Genomic DNA, 17,075 nt, shown 5'->3' with positions numbered 1-17,075 from the left:
ATGGCATGAAGCGACGCAGCGTACGTCACGACCCGATCACCACCAGCGAGCGGGAGCGTGGGGCGGTCATCGTCAAGATGCTCCTCGACATGGACCGGGCAGTCCCGGCCAGGCGGCACGACGTGACCGAGGCGGCGGCCGACAAGGCACCCGCCGGCGAGTGACAGGTCCGTGCTGACCGCACGATCGACGGCGTCGTTCCGGAGCGAGAGCGCCTGCCGCTCCGGAACGACGCCCACCACCGTCGGAGAGGGGCCGAAGTGAAAGTCGTCCTGCTGCACATGCCGTGGGGGTCGATCGACGTGCCGTCGCTCGCGTTGGGCATCCTGCGCGCGGCGGCCGGCCGGGCCGGTCACGACGTACAGGTCCGCTACGCCAACATCGACTTCGTCGACTGGGTGACCGGGGTCACCAACTTCACGCTCGCCGACTACCGCTACTTCTCTGAGTCCTCCTACTTCCTCGGCGCCGGGGACTGGGTCTTCTCCGGGCTGCTGGACGACGAGGAGCGGCTGTTCGACCCGTATGCCCGGCTGCTCACCGAAGGCGGCTCGACCGACGCCGAGATCGCGCTGACCCGGGCGATGCACCGGCTGGTGCCCGGCTTCATCCGCGAACTCGCCGCCGAACTGGCTGACGCCGCGCCGGACGTCGTCGGATTCACCACCACGTTCCAGCAGAACGCCGCCAGCCTCGCCGTCGCCCGTCTGGTCAAGCAGGCACGGCCCGGCACCCGGATCGTGTTCGGCGGGGCCAACTGCGACGGTCCGCAGGGAGCGGCGCTGCACCGCAACTTCCGCTACGTCGACTACGTGGTACGCGGCGAAGGCGAAGTCGCCTTCCCGCAGCTGCTCGCTGCCCTCAACTCGGCCGACGGGTCCGGCCGGATCGGCTCATCGGGGCTCGCCGACATCTCCGGGTTGTGCTGGCGCGACACCGACGGCGTCGCCCGGGCCAACCCGATGTCGTCACGGCCGCTGCCGCCCGCCGACATCGTCGCCCCCGACTACACCGGCTACCTGGACCGGCTGGACGCATCGACGGCAGCCGACTGGGTGGCGCCCAGGCTGGTCGTCGAAGGCTCCCGCGGCTGCTGGTGGGGCGAGAAGCACCACTGCACGTTCTGCGGACTCAACGGATCGTTCATGCAGTTCCGCAGCAAGAGCCCGGCCCGCTTCCTCGACGAGGTCCTCGACCTCGCCCGACGCCATCAGCTGCTCGACTTCATCGTGGTCGACAACATCCTCGACATGGCCTACTTCGACTCGGTGCTGCAGCGCCTGGCCGAATCGGAGTACGACGTCCGCCTGCACTTCGAGGTCAAGGCCAACCTGCGCCGCCGACACTTCCAGCAGCTCAACGACTCCGGCGCGGTGCAGGTCCAGCCGGGCGTGGAGAACCTCAGCAGCCACGTGCTGCGGCTGATGGACAAAGGGGTGACCGGCTGCCAGAACGTGCGGGCGCTGCGCGACGCGCAGAGCGCCGGGGTGACAGCCAGCTGGAACTACCTGTACGGGTTCCCCGGCGAGACGGCGCAGGACTACACCGGCATCATCGACCAGTTGCCGGCGCTGCATCACCTCGAGCCGCCGATGGGGGCCGCCCGGATCGCCATCGAACGGTTCAGCCCCTACTTCGACCGCCCGGAGCTGGGATTCGCCGACCTTCGGCCGGCACCGCAGTACGCCGAGATCTACCGGCTGCCCGAGGCGGAGCTCGCCGACCTGGCGTACATCTTCACGTCGGTGCCGCAGGGCATCGACCGGACCGGGGCCGCCGACCTCGACGCGGCCCTCGCCACCTGGCAGGCGCGGTACCCGGTCAGCCGACTCACCTACCAGGAACTGCCGGACCGCATCGTGCTGGTCAGCCAACGCGAGGCCTACGACTGGACAGTGCTGCAGCTGACCACGGAACCGGAGATCGCCCTGTTCCGGCTGCTCGATCAGCCGCGTACCGCCGCCACCCTCGCCGCGAAGGTGCCCGGCGGGGCGGCGGTCGTCGGACCGCTGCTGGACCGCTGGTCGAAGCTGGGCATCCTGTTCCACGACGACGGCTACCAGGTGCATCTCGCGGTCGAGTCCGACAACCAGGTGCTGGCCCGGACGGACCACCGCCGGACCACCGCCGCTCGGCACAGCGAGGAGGAACCGCATGCCGTCGTCGTCGGCTGACGTCACCACACAGCTCAGCCCGAGCAGCCCACCCAGGTCCACCGGCCCGACCGACTGGACCAGGTGTGCGATCGAGATCGAGCTGTCCCGCGACTACCTGCCCGACGCCGCCCAGGTCAGCGGGATGTCGTTCGGCACCCGGCGGATCACCGGCGCGTGGCGGCCGATGGTGGCGGAGCTGCACCGGGCCGGCGTGCGGCATGCCCGACTGCCCGACCCGGTCGACCTGTGCCCGGACACCGGGGCCGCGTCCGGCCGCGCCCTGGTGCTGATCCGGGAACTCACCGCCCGTGCCGTCGCGGTCGACTGGGTGGCCCGCTGCCATGACGGCTGCGCCGGACAGGGCCTGTTCGACCATCTGTACCCGCCGGACCGGGTCGACGGCGCCGCCGGTGCCGTCGACCCGGCGATACGCGGTTGGCGGGACTCGTTCTTCCTCGGCAAGTGCGTGTTCCGGCGCGGGCCCGGGTTCGTCGAGGTCCGGGACCGGCGAGCCGGTGCGCTGGAGCTGATCACCATCGACGAGCCGGAACATCTGGCTGCCATCGGACAGCTGCTCGAAGGGGTACCGGCCAGGCAGGTGCCCGCGCCGGTGCGCCGTGACCTGGCCGACGCCCGGCTGATCGCCGCCCAGGCCGGGCAGCTGTGGTGGCTGCCGACCCCGGCGTACCGCTGGCCGTTCCCGGCGCTGGCCGTATGAGCACCACCGAGGTTTCCCTTCACCAACCATCTCCGCGAGGAGGGCCATGGACACCGTGACCGGTACGGCGACGCAGCCCGAGGTGCCGTACATCGCCGACCCGTACCCGACGTTGGCCCGGATCCGGTCCAACGGCCCGGTGTCGATCCTGCACAGCGACGAAGGGCTGCCGATGTGGGTGATCGCCCGGTACCGGGACGTGCGGGCGGCGCTCGCCGATCCGCGGTTCGGGCAGGACGCCCGCCGCGCCCAGGCGCTCGCCGACAACCGGGTCGCCGGGGTCACCCTCGGTGGTGACGTCGTCCACATGCTCAACAGCGACCCGCCTGACCACACCCGGCTGCGGCGGCTCATCCACGCGGCGTTCACCGCCCGGCGGGTGGCCGCCATGCGGCCGATGGTGGACCGGATCACCACGTCGCTGCTCGACGACATCGCCGGACGCCGGACGGTGGACCTGGTGAAGGACTTCGCCTTCCCGCTGCCGATGCTGATCATCTGTGAGCTGCTCGGCTTCCCGGCCGAGGACCGGGCCGCCTACCGCGCCTGGTCGACGGCGATCCTCACGCACAGCGACGACCCGGCGGACTTCGCCACCGCGCTCAGTGAGATGACCGACTACATCAGCGGGCAGCTGCGACACCGGCGGTCCCATCCCGGTGACGACATCCTGACCGGCCTGCTGGCCGCCCGGGACGCCGGCGAACTGACCGACGACGAGATCGTCGGGATGGTCTTCCTGCTGCTCATCGGCGGCCACGAGACCACCGTCAACCTGCTCGGCACCGCCACCCTCGCCCTGCTGCGCCACCCCGACCAGCTCCGATGGCTGCTGGCGAACCGGCCGGCGCTGCCGGCCGCGATCGACGAGTTTCTGCGTTACGAGTCGCCGGTCAGTATGGCGACGCTGCGGTTCACCACCGAGCAGGTCGACATCGACGGTGTACGGATTCCCGCTGGTGAGCTCGTGCTCGTCTCGCTCGGCGGCGCCAACCGGGATCCGGACCGGTTCCCCGACCCCGACCGGTTGATCCTGGACCGGGGCGACACCGGGCACCTGGCGTTCGGCCACGGTCTGCACCGCTGCCTCGGCGCGTTCCTCGGCAAACTCGAAGGCGAGCTGGCGCTCGGCGCCCTGCTGGACCGACACCCCGGCCTGAGCCTCGCCGCCGACGAGCACGTACTACCGTGGCGGAACACGATCATGCTCCGCGGGCTGGAGTCGCTGCCGGTGGCCCTCGATGGCTGACTCCTTGACCGACTCGGCGACTGATTCGACGTCGGAGACCGCGGCGGGCGGGACGGCGGCCACGACGGCGGCCCGGCGGTTCCGGCCGAAGCTCAGTTTCGCGCCGCTGCGCTCGCGCGGCTACCGTCTGCTGTTCGCCGCCGAACTGGTGTCCGTGTTCGGCGACGCGTTCCACGCCGTCGCCCTGCCGTTCCTGGTCTACCAGCTCGGCGGCGGTGGGCGTGAGCTGGGCATGCTGGTCGCCGGGTACGGAGTGTGCCGCCTGGCGACGACACCACTGGGCGGGATCCTGTCCGACCGGATCGGCCCGTGGCGGGTGATGCTGATCTCCGATCTGAGCCGGGTCGTCTTCACCGCCGGCATCGTCGCGGCCGCCGTGGCCGGCGACCCGTCCGTACCGGTGATCGCGGTCCTGGTCGCCGGCACCGGCCTGGGTGCCGGCCTGTTCCAGCCGGCCGCCTACGCGATCACCCCGCGGCTGCTGCCCGCCGACCAGTTGCAGGCCGGCAACGGGCTGCACAGCACCGCGAGTTTCACCGCCGGGATGATCGGCCCGGGGGTCGCCGGGCTCGTCGTGGCCGTGCTCTCCCCGGCGGTGGCGTTCGGGGTGGACGCGGCGACGTTCGCCGTCTCGGCGGTCTGCCTGGCGATGATCGGCGGCGTCGGACGGGGCACCGTGCCACCGCCACCGCCACCAGCGGCGGACGCGCCACCGGTCGGTTTCTGGCGGCTGCTACGCGAGTCTGCACTGCTGCGTACCGTGCTGCTGGTGACCGCCGCCGCCAACCTGACCGTCGGCGGCATGGTCCGGATCGGGCTACCGTCGCTCAGCAACGGCGAGCTGGCCGCCGGCGCGGGTGGGTTGGGCGGGCTGCTGGCCGCGTTCACCGCCGGCTCCCTGGTCGGCGGACTGTTCTCCGCCGGCCTGGCCGGGCTGCCCCGGCGAGGCGCGACGGCCATGCTCGCCGGCATGGTGCTCGGCCTGGCGATCGCGGCCGTGCCGTTCGCCGGTTACCTCGGCGCCGTGCTCGCCCTGGTGGTGGCCGGTCTGGCCAGCACCGTCACGAACGTACTGGTGATCACCACCTTGCAGCAGAGCACCGCGCCGCACCTGCTGGGCCGGGTGATGAGCGCGATCGTCTTCGCGGCACTGAGCCTGTTCCCGCTGTCCACGGTGACCGCCGGCCTGGTGGTCGACCGGTACGGCAGCACAGCAGTCTTCCTGGCCTGCGGGGCGACTCTGCTGGCCGCGTTCGCCTTCGGTCTGTCCCGCCGCGAGCTGCGGCAACGGTGACAGCGAACGCGTCCGCCGCCCGGGCCGGTGACCCGGTCACCAGTTCACCCGTCGGATCAGTGCCCAGTCGTGGTCGTCGTTACCTTTACAGACAGTCACTTCGATACGCTCGTCCAGTCCACCTGTCGCGGTGCCGAGCACGTCGAGGCAGAGGTTCGAGGCGGTGTTGATCAGCCGGTAGAACTGGGTGTCACCGGACTTCACCGTCGGCTGCAGCCGCCAGTACTGGTTCTCGTCGTCGAAGCAGCCGGTCTCGTACACCCTGGCTCCCGCCGGAACCGAGCCGAGGCCGGGCAGGTCCAGGCAGTACTGGGAGGTGACGCTACGGACCCAGTACAGCTGGTTGCCGGCGGAATCGACCCGGCGCGGGACGAAGGCGTACTCCTGGTTGTCCTGGCTGTGCACGTAGCAGAGGTTCTGCTGAACCGCTCCGTCGCGTGGCCCGGGGCCGGTCCCCGGGATGTCCAGGCACATCTCGGTGCCCAGGTTGTAGACGAAGAACGGGCCGTACGGACGGTTGGTCCCGTCGGCGTCCTTGGCCTTGACCGGTGGCTGGTCGGAGGCGCTCGGCGCCGGGCTGCTCGGCTTCGTCGGCTGCTTCGTCGGCGCCGGCTGCTCAGGTGGTGCGGTCGTGGCACCGGTGGTCGGCTCGGTCTTGGGCTCGGCCTTGGGCTCGGTGGTCGGGCTCGCCGATGGGGAGGCACCGGCAGGCGGGGTCAGCCGCGAGTCCTTGGCGTACTCGGTCTCGAATCGGCTCACCTGCTCGGCGAGGGCTGAAATCCCGTCGCCGCCCGGCACGTCGGCCAGGTTGCGTACCGTCGGGTCGCCGCGGAGAAACGCCGCCAGTGCCAGCGGGTAGTCGTCTGACCCGGTTCCGGGTATGGCCTCCAGGAGCGCGCACATGGCCTCGCCGAGAGCAGGAACGGCCGAGGCCGGGACCCACGGCGACGCCGTCGCCGACGGCCGCACGTAGGTCACCCACACCTGGGGGAGGAACTGCGCGATGCCCTGCTCGCCCAACGGGCCGAGCCGCTGCGGATCGAACGCCGAGGTCGCCATCAGCTGCGCGGCGACCCGAGCCGGAGGCAGCTGCGGGCAGACGGCACCAGCAGTCTGGATCAGTTCGAGGTACGCATCGGGCACCGGCAACGGCGCGGTATCGGTGGAGAGTCGCACGACGGCCGGCATGAACGTCTCGGGTGCCGCGTCACCACTGCCGCCGAAGTCCGGCTGCAACGCGTACCAGGTGGCGTACCGCTCCACGGTATCGATGTACTCCTGGGCACCGGCCGGGACGTCCCCGGCGTCGACGACCGGCTCGATACCGACCCAGTGTGCCGCCAACGCCAACTGCCACCGGTCGCCGTCGATCTGCAGCACCCGAAGCTGGCCGACCAGCTGGCACATGTGGTGGGCGAGGGCGGCGACGCTGGCTTCCCGGTCAGCCGGCAGCGCTTCCTCCCACGGCGCCCATTTCTGCCACACGGTCGGCACCAACCCGGCGACGCCCTGCCCGCCGACCGAGCGCACCGCCTCGACCGGCAACCCCGAGAACCGGGACGCGACCATCACCTGACCGGCCAGTCGCGCCGGGGTCAAGGTCGGACACGACTTGGCGGCCTCGGTCAGCAGCCGGAGATCCGCGTCGGACACCCTGGTGCCGGGCAGCGGCTCACCGGCGTCGGCCGGGCTGGGTGCCACCGAGGCGGTCAGGGCAACCATCGTGACCAGGCCCATGACTGCCCCCGCGAGGACCCGGACCTGACTCCTCATCGAGATACTCATTGGCACGCCTTGTTCGACACCGGTCCCACACCTTTCAGCCAGCACCAGGTAGAGGCACCGTCCGAGCCCGACGCAAGGGCACGGAGTGCTCATGGTGGATCGCTCGCATGATACGTGTGGACGAATGGAGGCAGCGATAATCGAGGTAGATTCCTAGTGAACAGCTGGCCGGCACCGGCAGGAACCTACCGGTGATCACCATCCGCGCCGGACCGGCTGGCCAATGGTGTTATCGATCACAGCACCGCTCGCCGGGTGGGACGGGCGGGCACCCCGGCACGGCGTCACCGCGCTCCCGCTCAGCCGAGGGTCATCGGCACCCGGCTGGTTTCGTCCGCCACCACCGCCACCCGCTGGGCTGCGGCGACGTCCTCGCCCGGAACCCGTACGGTGAACTCGTACTCCCCCGGTGGCAGGTCGGTCCAGGCGTACTCGCCACGCGCGTCGGTCATCCGGGCGATGTCCTCGGACAGTTCTGCGGGCATCGGCCAGCCGACCGTACGGACCTCCACCGGGATCACCGGTAACGGTTCCCCCGCCGGGTTCCGTACCTCGATGATCGCCGTACCGCGACCAGCTACCGTACCCGGCGATGCCGAGGGCCCCTCAGGCGATCGCTGGTCGGAGACGGGGGTGTCCGGGCCGGTCGGCACCGACGGTCCGGGCGAATTCGATGATTCAGTCGCGCAGCCCGCCACCAGCAAGCTGACGATCAGCACCGGCAGAAGCGCACGTCGTACTGACTTCATGGCCAGTCCTCGTTTCATGGCCAGTCCTCGAATCACGTCATTGTTTGATCACACAGAGTATCAGAACTCTGGGTGAGGTGCGGCTCGTCGCGCCGCGCCGACCCCCGCCCGGCGACCGGGTTGTGCGGTCACCGGACGGCTGTCGACTTCGTACTACAGGTCCCGCCAGTAGATGAAGTTGTTGAACGCGGACTCGGTGATCCGCGGTCCGCTGTTGTGGTTGTTGTTCGGCGCACCGCTGCCGTGTAGGCCGTGCGCGTGCACCGCCACGGCACAGGGGCCGCAGTCGGTCACGGAGTACGTGTAGACGGGTCCGCCACTGTTACCGCCGACCGTGTCGTGGTGGTAGAACAGCTCGGTGGACTGGGTCACCCGGATCTGGTCGGAGCTGGCCCACTGGGTGCCGAAGGACTTGTCCCCGCTGTAGCCCCGGTTGTAGGTCGACGTGCCATTCTGACTGGCGGAGGTCCACATGAACCCGAAGGTTCCGGTGCTGTTGCCGACCGTACAGTTGAGCTTCATCGCACCGTAGTCGTAGCCGTTGATGAAGCTGTTCACCCATCCCGCAACCGAGTGCAGGCTGGCTACGCTGCACGAGCCGTACGGCGTGGAACCGCCGTCGCGTCCCGGCCAGACGGTGAACTCGTTGCGCGGGTACCACGCGGTGCCGTTACGGGGATAGACGCAGTGCCCGGCGGTGATCAGCGTGTCGGCACCGATCATCCAACCGGTGCAGTGTCCCCGGGTGACCCCACCGGAGGTACGGGTGATCTGGACCGTGGAGCTCGCCGGCCACCAGTCCGCCGGGGTCGTCTGGTAACGGTTGTCCGTACCGATGATGCTGCTGATGCCGATCTCGCCCGGCTCGGTCTTGCCTTCGACCTCAGCGGCGGGCCCTCGGTCCGTCCCGTCAGCGCCGCGCCGCGCCGCAGGACGGGTGGCCCGTACCATCGTCTCGTCGATCCGCTCGGCGAGGACCGCCGGGTTGATCGTTCCGCCCGTGTCGGAGACCGGGGTGACCATGTCGACGGTGCTGGTGGGTGTGGCCGCGGCGGGTGTCGCCGCGGCAGCCAGCGCCAACGCCGCCGTCGCGACGAGGACACCGAGCGTCCGGCGCGCCCTGTTTTCCATGGAACCTCCCGATGATGAGGTGGGTGTCCGATGGCCTCTACTCGGACGTACTCCCATAGGTGAATCTTCATCGTCTCCTCCTCGCTGGCGAGACTTCTGTCCTTGAACCAACAGTTATTCGACCAAGGTCGATGAAATCATCGACGGCGGGCATTGACTGGTTTGTCGGTACGATCGGATAGCCGACAGACGCGCCCGGCCGCATCGGCGACTCCGTAGCCTTCTCGTCGCGAAACAGGAGGAGGCTGCGTGTCGCAGGTACGTGTCGAGGTCGCTTTCACACCGCTGACCGGCGATGACGATTTCGTGCTCGACCAGCTCACCGAGGAGCTGGCAGGCGATCTTCGTGAGGTCGGGGAGGTACGGCGCATCCCGCTCGCCCCCGATCCGGCGAGCAAAGGCATCGCGGAGCTGGCCCTGGCAGCCGTCACCGTACTGACCAGCGTCGACCCCTCATACGTACAGTCGCTGGTCGATGTGATCGTGGCGTTCCTGCAACGCCACACCGGCCGCCGCATCCAGCTACGCGTCGGCGACGTCGAGTTGACGATCGACCAGCCCACGCGGGGAGAGACCGCCGAACTGATCGAGACGGTACGGGTCGCGATCGAAGCGGGCCACCGCTGATGGGTCGGCACGCGCTGCTGCTCGGCACAGCCAGCTACCACGCCGATCGGCGACTCCCGGCGCTGCCCTCGGTACGCCAGGACGTCACCCAGCTCAAGACGCTACTCGACGGCAGCGGCGGCTTCGACACCGTCGACGCCAAACTGGACCTGCCGGTCGCACACCTACGCCAGGTCGTTGAGGAGTTCTACGGCCGGTGCGGCAGAGACGACCTGGCCCTGCTGTACTACTCCGGGCACGGCGTGCTGCACGAGGACCGGGAGTCGCTGTTTCTCACCGCCACGGATTCCCACGCCGGGCAGCTGCACGCCACCGCCTTCGATGTCGACGGCACCCTGCGGCATCTGCTGAACAGCACCAAGGCCAGTCAGAAGGTCGTCCTGCTGGACTGTTGCTTCTCCGGAGCCTTCACCGCACGGCACCGGTTCCGGGGCGGCGTACGGGAGGAACCTCGCCGGGGCAAGCGCGAACGAGGCACCTTCGTCCTGACCTCCAGCACGCACATGAAGGCGTCGAAGGCGCAGGGGTCCGATCGGCCGTCGGTGTTCACCGAGGTGCTGCTCGAGGGGTTGCGCGGCGCAGCCGACGGGTCCGCCGACGGCTGGGTCACCACCAACGACCTCGCCAGTTACGCGATGACCGAGATGGCCCGACGTCGGCAGCACTCGCCGGTCGAATCGAGCGAGGGGGTGACCGAACCCATCCGGCTGGTCACCGCGCCGGACTCGGCGGCCGCCCGGGCGCGACCTGACGCCGGCCCGACCAGCCCCGCCGACGACGCCCCGTTCGACGCCGACCAGTGGCGCCGCCTGGTCACCTACTACGTCAACTGCATGGAGCGCTCGGCCGCCCTGCGGTCCTTCATCGACCCACAGGCGGTCAGCACGTACGCTCCGGCACCGACCGGTGCCGAGGCGGTGTTCACGGCGGCCTCCCCGGTCCGGCTGACCGGCCGGGCCGCCGCGCTGGCCACCCGGGCCCGCGCCGACGGCAAGGAGTTGCAGTACGGCTATCCGGTCGTCGCGGTCCGACCCGCCAGGCAGCAGCCGGTACGGTTGACGCCGCTGCTGATCTGCGACGTCACGGTGGGCACCGACGACGTCGTGCACGCCTCCTTCCCGCCACGGCCCGGCCCGGCGCTGCTCGACCTGCTGCAGCTGTCCGACGTGGAGTCCGATGAACTGCTGCAACGGGTCGGACAGGTCTTCGTACCCGGTGACCCGGCGGCCCTCACCGCCACCGTCGACCTGCTGATGAAGACGTTCGGTCTGACTCCGGTGGCGGACATCGACCCGATGGCGCTGGTCGGCCCACCGCGTCCCGGGCCACTGGACCGGGTGCAGAACGCCGCACTGCTCTACTCCGTCGACGCCAAGGCCTCGCCACAGCAGCAGCTCGTCGTCGACCTCCAGGGCATGATCAAGAATCCCCGGCTCATCGACCGGACGGCGTTGGCAACCCTCGCGGCGGGCCCGGGCGAGGAGGCTCCGGTGCCGATCGCGACCGTCGCGCTGGCTCCGGCCAACGAGGCGCAGGAGGAGATCATCCGCGCCGCGATGTCGCAGCCATTGACCGTCGCGCAGGGTCCACCGGGGACCGGCAAGAGTCAACTGGTCACCGCGCTGCTCGCCACCGCCACCGCCGCCGGCCAGAGTGTGCTGATCGGCTCCACCAGCAACCAGGCGGTGGACGCGGTGTTCGGCCGGGTCGGCGAGCTGGTCGGTCCCGGGCTGGTGCTGCGCACCGGAAACAAGGAGCACCGGCTGCAGGAGCCGAAGCACATCGCCGACCTGATCGCCGCGTACCCGTCGGCCGAAAGCCACCTGGCGCCCGACGATCGGACACCGCTGTACGAACTCCGCCTGATCGCCGACGAGATCAACGGCCTGCGGCAGAGCCTGGACGATCAGCGGCTACTCGAACGCGATCTGGCCGACCTCGCGGCCGAGCGCCGACCGGGGCCGCGCCACGAACACCGTGCCGGCCGCGATGCCGCAACGGCCGGGCTGCCGGACGACGACGCGGCGCTCGCGCGGCTGTACCGGCTCACTGACCGTGCGCTGACCAGCCGGTGGCTCGGCTGGTGGTATCGCTGGCGGCTGCGTCGGCACGGCACCGGCGACCCGGACACCATCCGGGCCCTCGGTGAACGTGCCGTCATCGAGCTGCGGTGGCGGGATTGCCGGCGACAGGCCGACGCGCTGCCCGCCGCCGAGACGTCCTGGCAACGGTTGACCGAACTCATCGGCGTCGAGCGGCCCCGGCGCAGCATCGACCTGCTGCGCGCCCAGATCGCCCGTCGGGTGACGTCGGGAGGCCGGCTGCTGCAGAACCGGGCCGACGAGATGGCCAAGGCCAAGCCGGACAGCTGGGCCTACTTCCCGGAGCTGCTCCGGGTGCTGCCGGGCTGGGCCGTCACGGCGCTGTCCGTGCGATGGATACGGCGGGAACCGGCCATGTACGACCTCGTCGTGATCGACGAGGCCGCGCAGTGCACCGTGCCGGCGATCCTGCCCATGCTGTACCGCGCCAAACGGGCACTGATCATCGGTGACCCCCGGCAGCTGCCACCCGTCGTCGAGCTTGCCGAGGCCGACGATCTCGCCGAGCAGGCCAAGGCCGGGCTCGGCACCGGATGGTTGAACACCCGACGGCTGCGCTACGCACGCCATTCGGCGTACGACGCGTTCGCCGCAGCGGCTGGCTCGGCCTATCTGCTCGACGAGCACTACCGCTGCCACCCGGACATCGTCGACGCTCCGAACCGGGAGGTGTACCAGGGCCGGCTCACCGTGTTGACCGATCCGGCCCGACTGACCGCGCCCGCCGAACCGGCCGTACGGTGGCGCGACATACCGGGCACGTTCAGCTACGGACCGACCGGGTCCGGACGCAACGACGTCGAGATCGCGGCGGTGGTGACCGAAGTGGCCGAGCTTCGCGCGGCCTTTCCGGAGGCATCCATCGGAGTGGTCACGCCGCTCGCCGCGCAGCAGCGCGGCCTGAAGTCGGCGCTCCATGCCGCCGGCCTGGCCGAGAACCTGCTCTGCGCGACCATCCACCGGTTCCAGGGCAGCGAACGCGACATCATGGTCGTCTCACCGGTCGGTGCCCACGGCATCGGTGACCGCACCCGGGACTGGCTCGCCCACCAGACGAACCTGTGGAACGTCGCCATCACCCGGGCCCGCTCCCAGCTCGTCGTCGTCGGCGACCGGTCGTGGTGGTCGGGCCAACGGGGCCTGCTCACCACCGTGGCCCTCGGCCGCAGGTCGACCGCAGCGCTGCCGGACGCCGCCCCAGGGCCCGCCGATCAGCTGCACCGTGCCCTACGCGAGGCCGGAGTCGCCGTACGACGGGACGTCGCCGTGGCCGGGCAGACCGCCGATCTCGTCATCCGGCAGGCCGGTCGGGAAATCGCCGTGTACGTCGACGACCCGGCCGGCGATCCGTCCGGCCGCGCCCTGCGCAAGGTCCTTGCCCGCCTCGACGTCGCCGCCCACCACGGCACCGTCCGCCGGGTGCCCGCGTGGCGTTGTCTGGCCGAACCGGAGCAGGTGGCTACCGAACTGTCCGAGCAGCTCCGTCACCCGGATGCGGCTGGCCACGGCGAGTTCGCCGTCGGCCCGCTCCAGTTCGTACGTTGATCCGGCCGTCAAGGGAACCGTCGTTGTCGTCAGATCGGCGCCGGGACAACTGTGTGGGTTCCCTCGGCGCCGCCGAGCCCTGATCTCGTCTGGCCATGTCATGGCTCACCGCCCCGACGCCGCGATCGTCGCCCACCCGCCGACGACAAGGTGAGAACCACCCCGAGGGCTGCGCCGGTGGCGTCCACCGGGGCGGCTACGGTCCCGTCGAAGGGCAACCGGTCCGGCGGCTCCCGCGCGCCGAGCAGCCGGATGTGCCACCGTTTAGGTCTCGGGTATCAGCCGAGAGTGACCAAGCGTCGATACTTACGGTCGTCAACGACCCACACCGCCAGGTCGGCGAGCGTCTGTCGTTGTCCGTCGCCGCCGGCCACGGCCCACACCGCCCCGGCGGGGCTCAGGCCCGCGCTGGTGGCGTGGTCGCGGGCTCCGGTGGCGACCGGCACCAGCGGCGGTGTGTCGGCCAACAGCAGGCGCAGGTTGCGTTCCCGGGCGGCGGAGTGCAGCCAGAACAGCACCGGCCACACCCGCCCCAGCCTGCCGAACAACTCCTCGTAGCCGGCCAGCTTGCGGGTCAGCACCGACAACTGCTCACCACCAGTATCGAACTCCACGAAGAACGGCGCCCCGACACCCCGCACCGTCCACAAGCCGTAGCCGTCCGGGCGTACCCGAGGCTGAAAGGCGCGCACCAGACCCGGATCCTCCGGCCGCGTGAACGCCCCCGAGCGTTGGCACGCCGCCTCCGACAACCACCGCACCAGACGGGCCTCAGGGTGGATGCGGGCGTAGCCGGCGAGGTCGGTGAAGAAACCGTTCACGCCGAGCCGGTGCTCCAAGGTCCGGCTCGACGTCCACCGGCGCCGCTCCACCCGGGCATGATCCCGACGCGGTGGCCGCTCATCACGGCCAGCGGCCACGACCTCCGCGCCGAGCTGGTCGATGACGTAGTGATACGGGTACGAGCCGCCGTCGGCGCGCTGCGGCCGGAACCGCCCCACCAGCCGCAACCGGTACAACGTCAGCAACCGGCGCTGACAGAAATCCAGCGACGGGAACAGGGCGTACGCGATCTGGAACGTGGTCAGCACCCCGTGGTCGTAGAGCCAGCCCAGCAACACCCGATCCCGGGCAGTCAACTGCGACTGCACCCGCAGAACCGGATCATCCATACACCATCACCTCCTCTCCGATACGCATACGACTCCAGGGGGAGAGACCCGAGACCAGCACAGGTCTGTCGCAGGACAACCAGCCCTCGCCGGCAGACCGCCCGACCTGCGGTGTGAGACCACACCAGGCGTCCGTCCGGGGGACCGGTCCAAGACCGACCCCAACCCGGACGGCAAGCCCGACCCCCGAACGGGGGTCAAGCCGGAAACTGTCACCGCCACCAGCCACGGCAGCGGCCGGAATCATGGGGGAACAACAACAGAAACTCCTTGTCGAAGACGACACCGACGCCAGCGGATCCGGCACCGGATGGATGAAAGCCGCAGACCGCGCCCGCCGGGCGGCAGGCGGCTCCCGACGGGCAGCGGTAGCGGCGGAACGCCCCCACTCCGAGGGCAAGGCAGCACGAACACCACTGTGGACATGCCAAGGAACGAGCCGTCCCGAAGCAGGGACGACCATGCGGCAACGCAGACGTGCAGGAAGACATGCGCGACGAGCAGCCGAACCGACACGCCGCCGGTTTTGGCAGGGACTGGTCGAGCACAGTTCAGAGACAGGGCAACACCGACGCGGTCAGTCACCAACGGCGCTGGCCACCCACCGGCTCACCCAGCCGGGAGAAGATCCTTCATGACGGTCCCCCTGAGGTGCCCCGAGGATTCCGGACAGGGAGCCAATAAGGTTACCCTGTAAGGAAAGTCGAGGGAAGAAGCGCGATGGCACGCATAAGCTCATACACCCCAGAGTTCCGTGAAGAAGCAGTGCAACTCGTTCTACAGTCGAACAAGCCAGTGTCGCAGGTTGCCCGGGAGATCGACGTTCACCCGGAGACGCTCCGTTCCTGGGTCCGCCAGTACCGGCGGGAAAACAGCGGCGCCCAGGACAGCCCACCGATCGGCGTCGACGAGCGCGCTCGACTGAAGGAACTCGAACGTCGCAACCGGGAACTCGAAATGGAGAACAGCTTCCTGAAAAAAGCCGCGGCGTACTTCGCGAAGGACCCTCGGTAACGAGCTTGTACGAGTTCATCGAGACGATGCGACTCGACACCGCGAAGTACGCCTACCCCGTCGACTTCATGTGCGAACAACTCGGCGTGTCCAGGTCCGGATACTACGAATGGCGAACCCGCCCCGACTCCGCGACCGCCACCCGCCGCGCCCACCTTCGATCGGCCATCGAGGAGGTGTTCGCCGCGTCCGACGGCACCTACGGGCATCGACGTGTCCACGCGCAACTGCGGCGCCAGGGCGTGTCCGCCGGGCCGGAACTCGTCCGCCAGCTGATGCGCGAGCTCGGGCTCGTGCCGTGCCAGCCCCGCCCGAGGCGGTGGGGTCTCACCCAGTCGTCGTCCGGCACGGTGCCTGACCTCGTCGGCCGGGAGTTCACCGCCGACGCGCCTGGCGAGAAGCTCGTCGGCGACATCACGTACATCCCGACCGGCGAGGGGTGGCTGTATCTGGCGACCGTCATCGACTGCTGCACGAAGGAAGTCATCGGATACGCGATGGACGACCACTACCAGACGCCGTTGATGTCCCGCGCCATCCGTAACGCCGCCCGGAATCGCGAACTCAGGAAGAACGCCATCTTTCATTCGGACCGGGGCAGCAACTACATGTCGGACGACTACGGCAGAACGCTTCGGGATCTGAGGTTGCGGCGATCTGCTGGCCGGACCGGAATTTGTTTCGACAATGCGATGGCGGAATCGTTCTTCGGTGCGCTGAAGAACGAACGCGTGTCGCGTGTGAAGTATCCCACTCGTGAGGCGGCACGCCGGGACGTTACTGCCTACATCGAATTCTGGTACAATCGTCAGCGTCTGCATTCAGCGGTGGGCTACCGACCTCCCCGGGAAGTCCACGCAGAGTTCGAGAACCTTCAAATCGCGGCGTGAAAGAACCGGCCGAACCACTGTCCGGAAAACGCGAGGCCCCTCACCCTGTCGCTCATGACCATCGACGGCCTACCCACACCCGGCTCACAACGATCGACGACGCCCAGCGAAGGAGCACCACCAGACCAGCCGATCGAACCCGGCAGGCAGACCACCGAACGGTCGCACGCATCCCAGTACGCCCCACCAGCAGCACCCCGTCAACCACCATCGCCAGCCCGAGATCACGGCCCCTCCGGACCCGGCAGGACTCCCCCGGACCGGGCGACTCGGATCCGCATTGGCCAGGACGGAGATGCCGCCCGGAAAGGCGAGAAAGTCTTGACACGCATGAACTCTTGTCTCAATATGTGAGATGTCGATTCGTCGGCGACGTTCATCCGGCTTGCACCGACGCCGGGCCGGCAGCGCTCGCCCGCGCTGGACGCACCTTCGACCGCGCGGACAACACGAGCAACCCACAGTGGATCGGCTACTTCCACGAAGCGAATCTCTCGGCCAAGTTCGGACGCTGCTTCGCCGCGCTCGGCTAAGGCACGCCTGCGGCAAGCAGTTCAACCTGGCATCGTTGGCGCTTGCCCACGTGCAGTCCGGTGAGCCGGAGCAAGCCGACGCGGTGGGGGTGCAGGCAGCACAAGCCGCT

12 protein-coding genes are annotated in these 17,075 nt (G+C 69.5%); 8 read left to right on the top strand and 4 right to left on the bottom strand.

The window, feature by feature from the left end; translation table 11 throughout:
• Positions 1-5: 5 nt before the first annotated feature.
• The 5 genes from O7553_RS04720 to O7553_RS04700 all read left to right on the top strand — a co-directional run bounded on the left by O7553_RS04720 (position 6) and on the right by O7553_RS04700 (position 5,417).
• Entirely contained in the window at positions 6-164 is a 159-nt protein-coding gene (locus O7553_RS04720) for a hypothetical protein (RefSeq protein WP_281553645.1), read from the top strand.
• Positions 165-260: 96 nt separating this feature from the next.
• Positions 261-2,174 carry a RiPP maturation radical SAM C-methyltransferase gene (locus O7553_RS04715; protein WP_281553644.1) on the top strand — a complete coding sequence of 638 codons (1,914 nt, stop codon included), beginning with the start codon at positions 261-263 and terminating at the stop codon, positions 2,172-2,174.
• Positions 2,155-2,874: a DUF5825 family protein gene (locus O7553_RS04710; RefSeq protein ID WP_281553643.1), complete on the top strand. Its 720-nt coding sequence runs from the start codon at positions 2,155-2,157 to the stop codon at positions 2,872-2,874. Before O7553_RS04715 ends, O7553_RS04710 begins: the two co-directional genes overlap by 20 nt.
• Before the next feature lie 46 nt (positions 2,875-2,920).
• The gene (locus tag O7553_RS04705; RefSeq protein WP_281553642.1) at positions 2,921-4,123 is read left to right on the top strand and encodes a cytochrome P450; all 1,203 of its coding nucleotides are present in this window, start codon (positions 2,921-2,923) and stop codon (positions 4,121-4,123) included.
• The gene (locus tag O7553_RS04700; RefSeq protein WP_281553641.1) at positions 4,116-5,417 is read left to right on the top strand and encodes an MFS transporter; all 1,302 of its coding nucleotides are present in this window, start codon (positions 4,116-4,118) and stop codon (positions 5,415-5,417) included. The genes O7553_RS04705 and O7553_RS04700 overlap by 8 nt, the downstream gene beginning before the upstream one ends.
• A gap of 36 nt (positions 5,418-5,453) precedes the next feature.
• On the opposite strand, the gene O7553_RS04695 is transcribed toward O7553_RS04700, so the two are convergent.
• From O7553_RS04695 to O7553_RS04685, 3 genes are all read right to left on the bottom strand, one after another.
• Positions 5,454-7,190 (bottom strand): RICIN domain-containing protein, encoded by a 1,737-nt coding sequence (locus tag O7553_RS04695; RefSeq protein WP_281553640.1) that lies wholly within the window; start codon positions 7,188-7,190, stop codon positions 5,454-5,456.
• Between the two features lie 311 nt (positions 7,191-7,501).
• Positions 7,502-7,951: a carboxypeptidase-like regulatory domain-containing protein gene (locus tag O7553_RS04690; protein WP_281553639.1), complete on the bottom strand. Its 450-nt coding sequence runs from the start codon at positions 7,949-7,951 to the stop codon at positions 7,502-7,504.
• A gap of 153 nt (positions 7,952-8,104) precedes the next feature.
• Positions 8,105-9,082, bottom strand: a complete 978-nt coding sequence (locus O7553_RS04685; RefSeq protein WP_281553638.1) for a trypsin-like serine protease — start codon at positions 9,080-9,082, stop codon at positions 8,105-8,107.
• 249 nt (positions 9,083-9,331) lie between these two features.
• Between O7553_RS04685 and O7553_RS04680 the strand changes: the two genes are divergently transcribed.
• Positions 9,332-9,709 (top strand): hypothetical protein, encoded by a 378-nt coding sequence (locus tag O7553_RS04680; RefSeq protein WP_281553637.1) that lies wholly within the window; start codon positions 9,332-9,334, stop codon positions 9,707-9,709.
• Positions 9,709-13,356 (top strand): AAA domain-containing protein, encoded by a 3,648-nt coding sequence (locus tag O7553_RS04675; protein ID WP_281553636.1) that lies wholly within the window; start codon positions 9,709-9,711, stop codon positions 13,354-13,356. Before O7553_RS04680 ends, O7553_RS04675 begins: the two co-directional genes overlap by 1 nt.
• Before the next feature lie 278 nt (positions 13,357-13,634).
• Here the strand turns inward: O7553_RS04675 and O7553_RS04670 are convergent, their stop codons facing one another.
• Complete coding sequence (locus O7553_RS04670) at positions 13,635-14,528, bottom strand: replication-relaxation family protein (protein ID WP_281553635.1); 894 nt, start codon at positions 14,526-14,528, stop codon at positions 13,635-13,637.
• Positions 14,529-15,248: 720 nt separating this feature from the next.
• On the opposite strand from O7553_RS04670, the gene O7553_RS04665 reads away from it, so the two are divergent.
• Positions 15,249-16,432, top strand: a protein-coding gene (locus tag O7553_RS04665) for an IS3 family transposase (protein WP_281553634.1) whose coding sequence is annotated in 2 segments (ribosomal slippage) — positions 15,249-15,516 and positions 15,516-16,432 — 1,185 coding nt in all. Because the reading frame shifts where the segments join, the coding sequence is not laid out codon by codon here.
• Positions 16,433-17,075: the final 643 nt, after the last annotated feature.

It is taken from the genome of Solwaraspora sp. WMMA2059, assembly GCF_027497315.1.
Classification (GTDB): domain Bacteria; phylum Actinomycetota; class Actinomycetes; order Mycobacteriales; family Micromonosporaceae; genus Micromonospora_E.
This window is presented reverse-complemented; position numbering and strand designations above follow the sequence as displayed.

Bases quoted from the DNA above. Each gene is read 5' to 3' on its own strand.
- O7553_RS04720 (WP_281553645.1), top strand. From the start codon at position 6: ATGAAGCGACGCAGCGTACGTCACGACCCGATCACCACCAGCGAGCGG.
- O7553_RS04710 (WP_281553643.1), top strand. From the start codon at position 2,155: ATGCCGTCGTCGTCGGCTGACGTCACCACACAGCTCAGCCCGAGCAGC.
- O7553_RS04705 (WP_281553642.1), top strand. From the start codon at position 2,921: ATGGACACCGTGACCGGTACGGCGACGCAGCCCGAGGTGCCGTACATC.
- O7553_RS04700 (WP_281553641.1), top strand. From the start codon at position 4,116: ATGGCTGACTCCTTGACCGACTCGGCGACTGATTCGACGTCGGAGACC.
- O7553_RS04695 (WP_281553640.1), bottom strand. From the start codon at position 7,190: ATGAGGAGTCAGGTCCGGGTCCTCGCGGGGGCAGTCATGGGCCTGGTC.
- O7553_RS04690 (WP_281553639.1), bottom strand. From the start codon at position 7,951: ATGAAGTCAGTACGACGTGCGCTTCTGCCGGTGCTGATCGTCAGCTTG.
- O7553_RS04685 (WP_281553638.1), bottom strand. From the start codon at position 9,082: ATGGAAAACAGGGCGCGCCGGACGCTCGGTGTCCTCGTCGCGACGGCG.
- O7553_RS04675 (WP_281553636.1), top strand. From the start codon at position 9,709: ATGGGTCGGCACGCGCTGCTGCTCGGCACAGCCAGCTACCACGCCGAT.
- O7553_RS04670 (WP_281553635.1), bottom strand. From the start codon at position 14,528: ATGGATGATCCGGTTCTGCGGGTGCAGTCGCAGTTGACTGCCCGGGAT.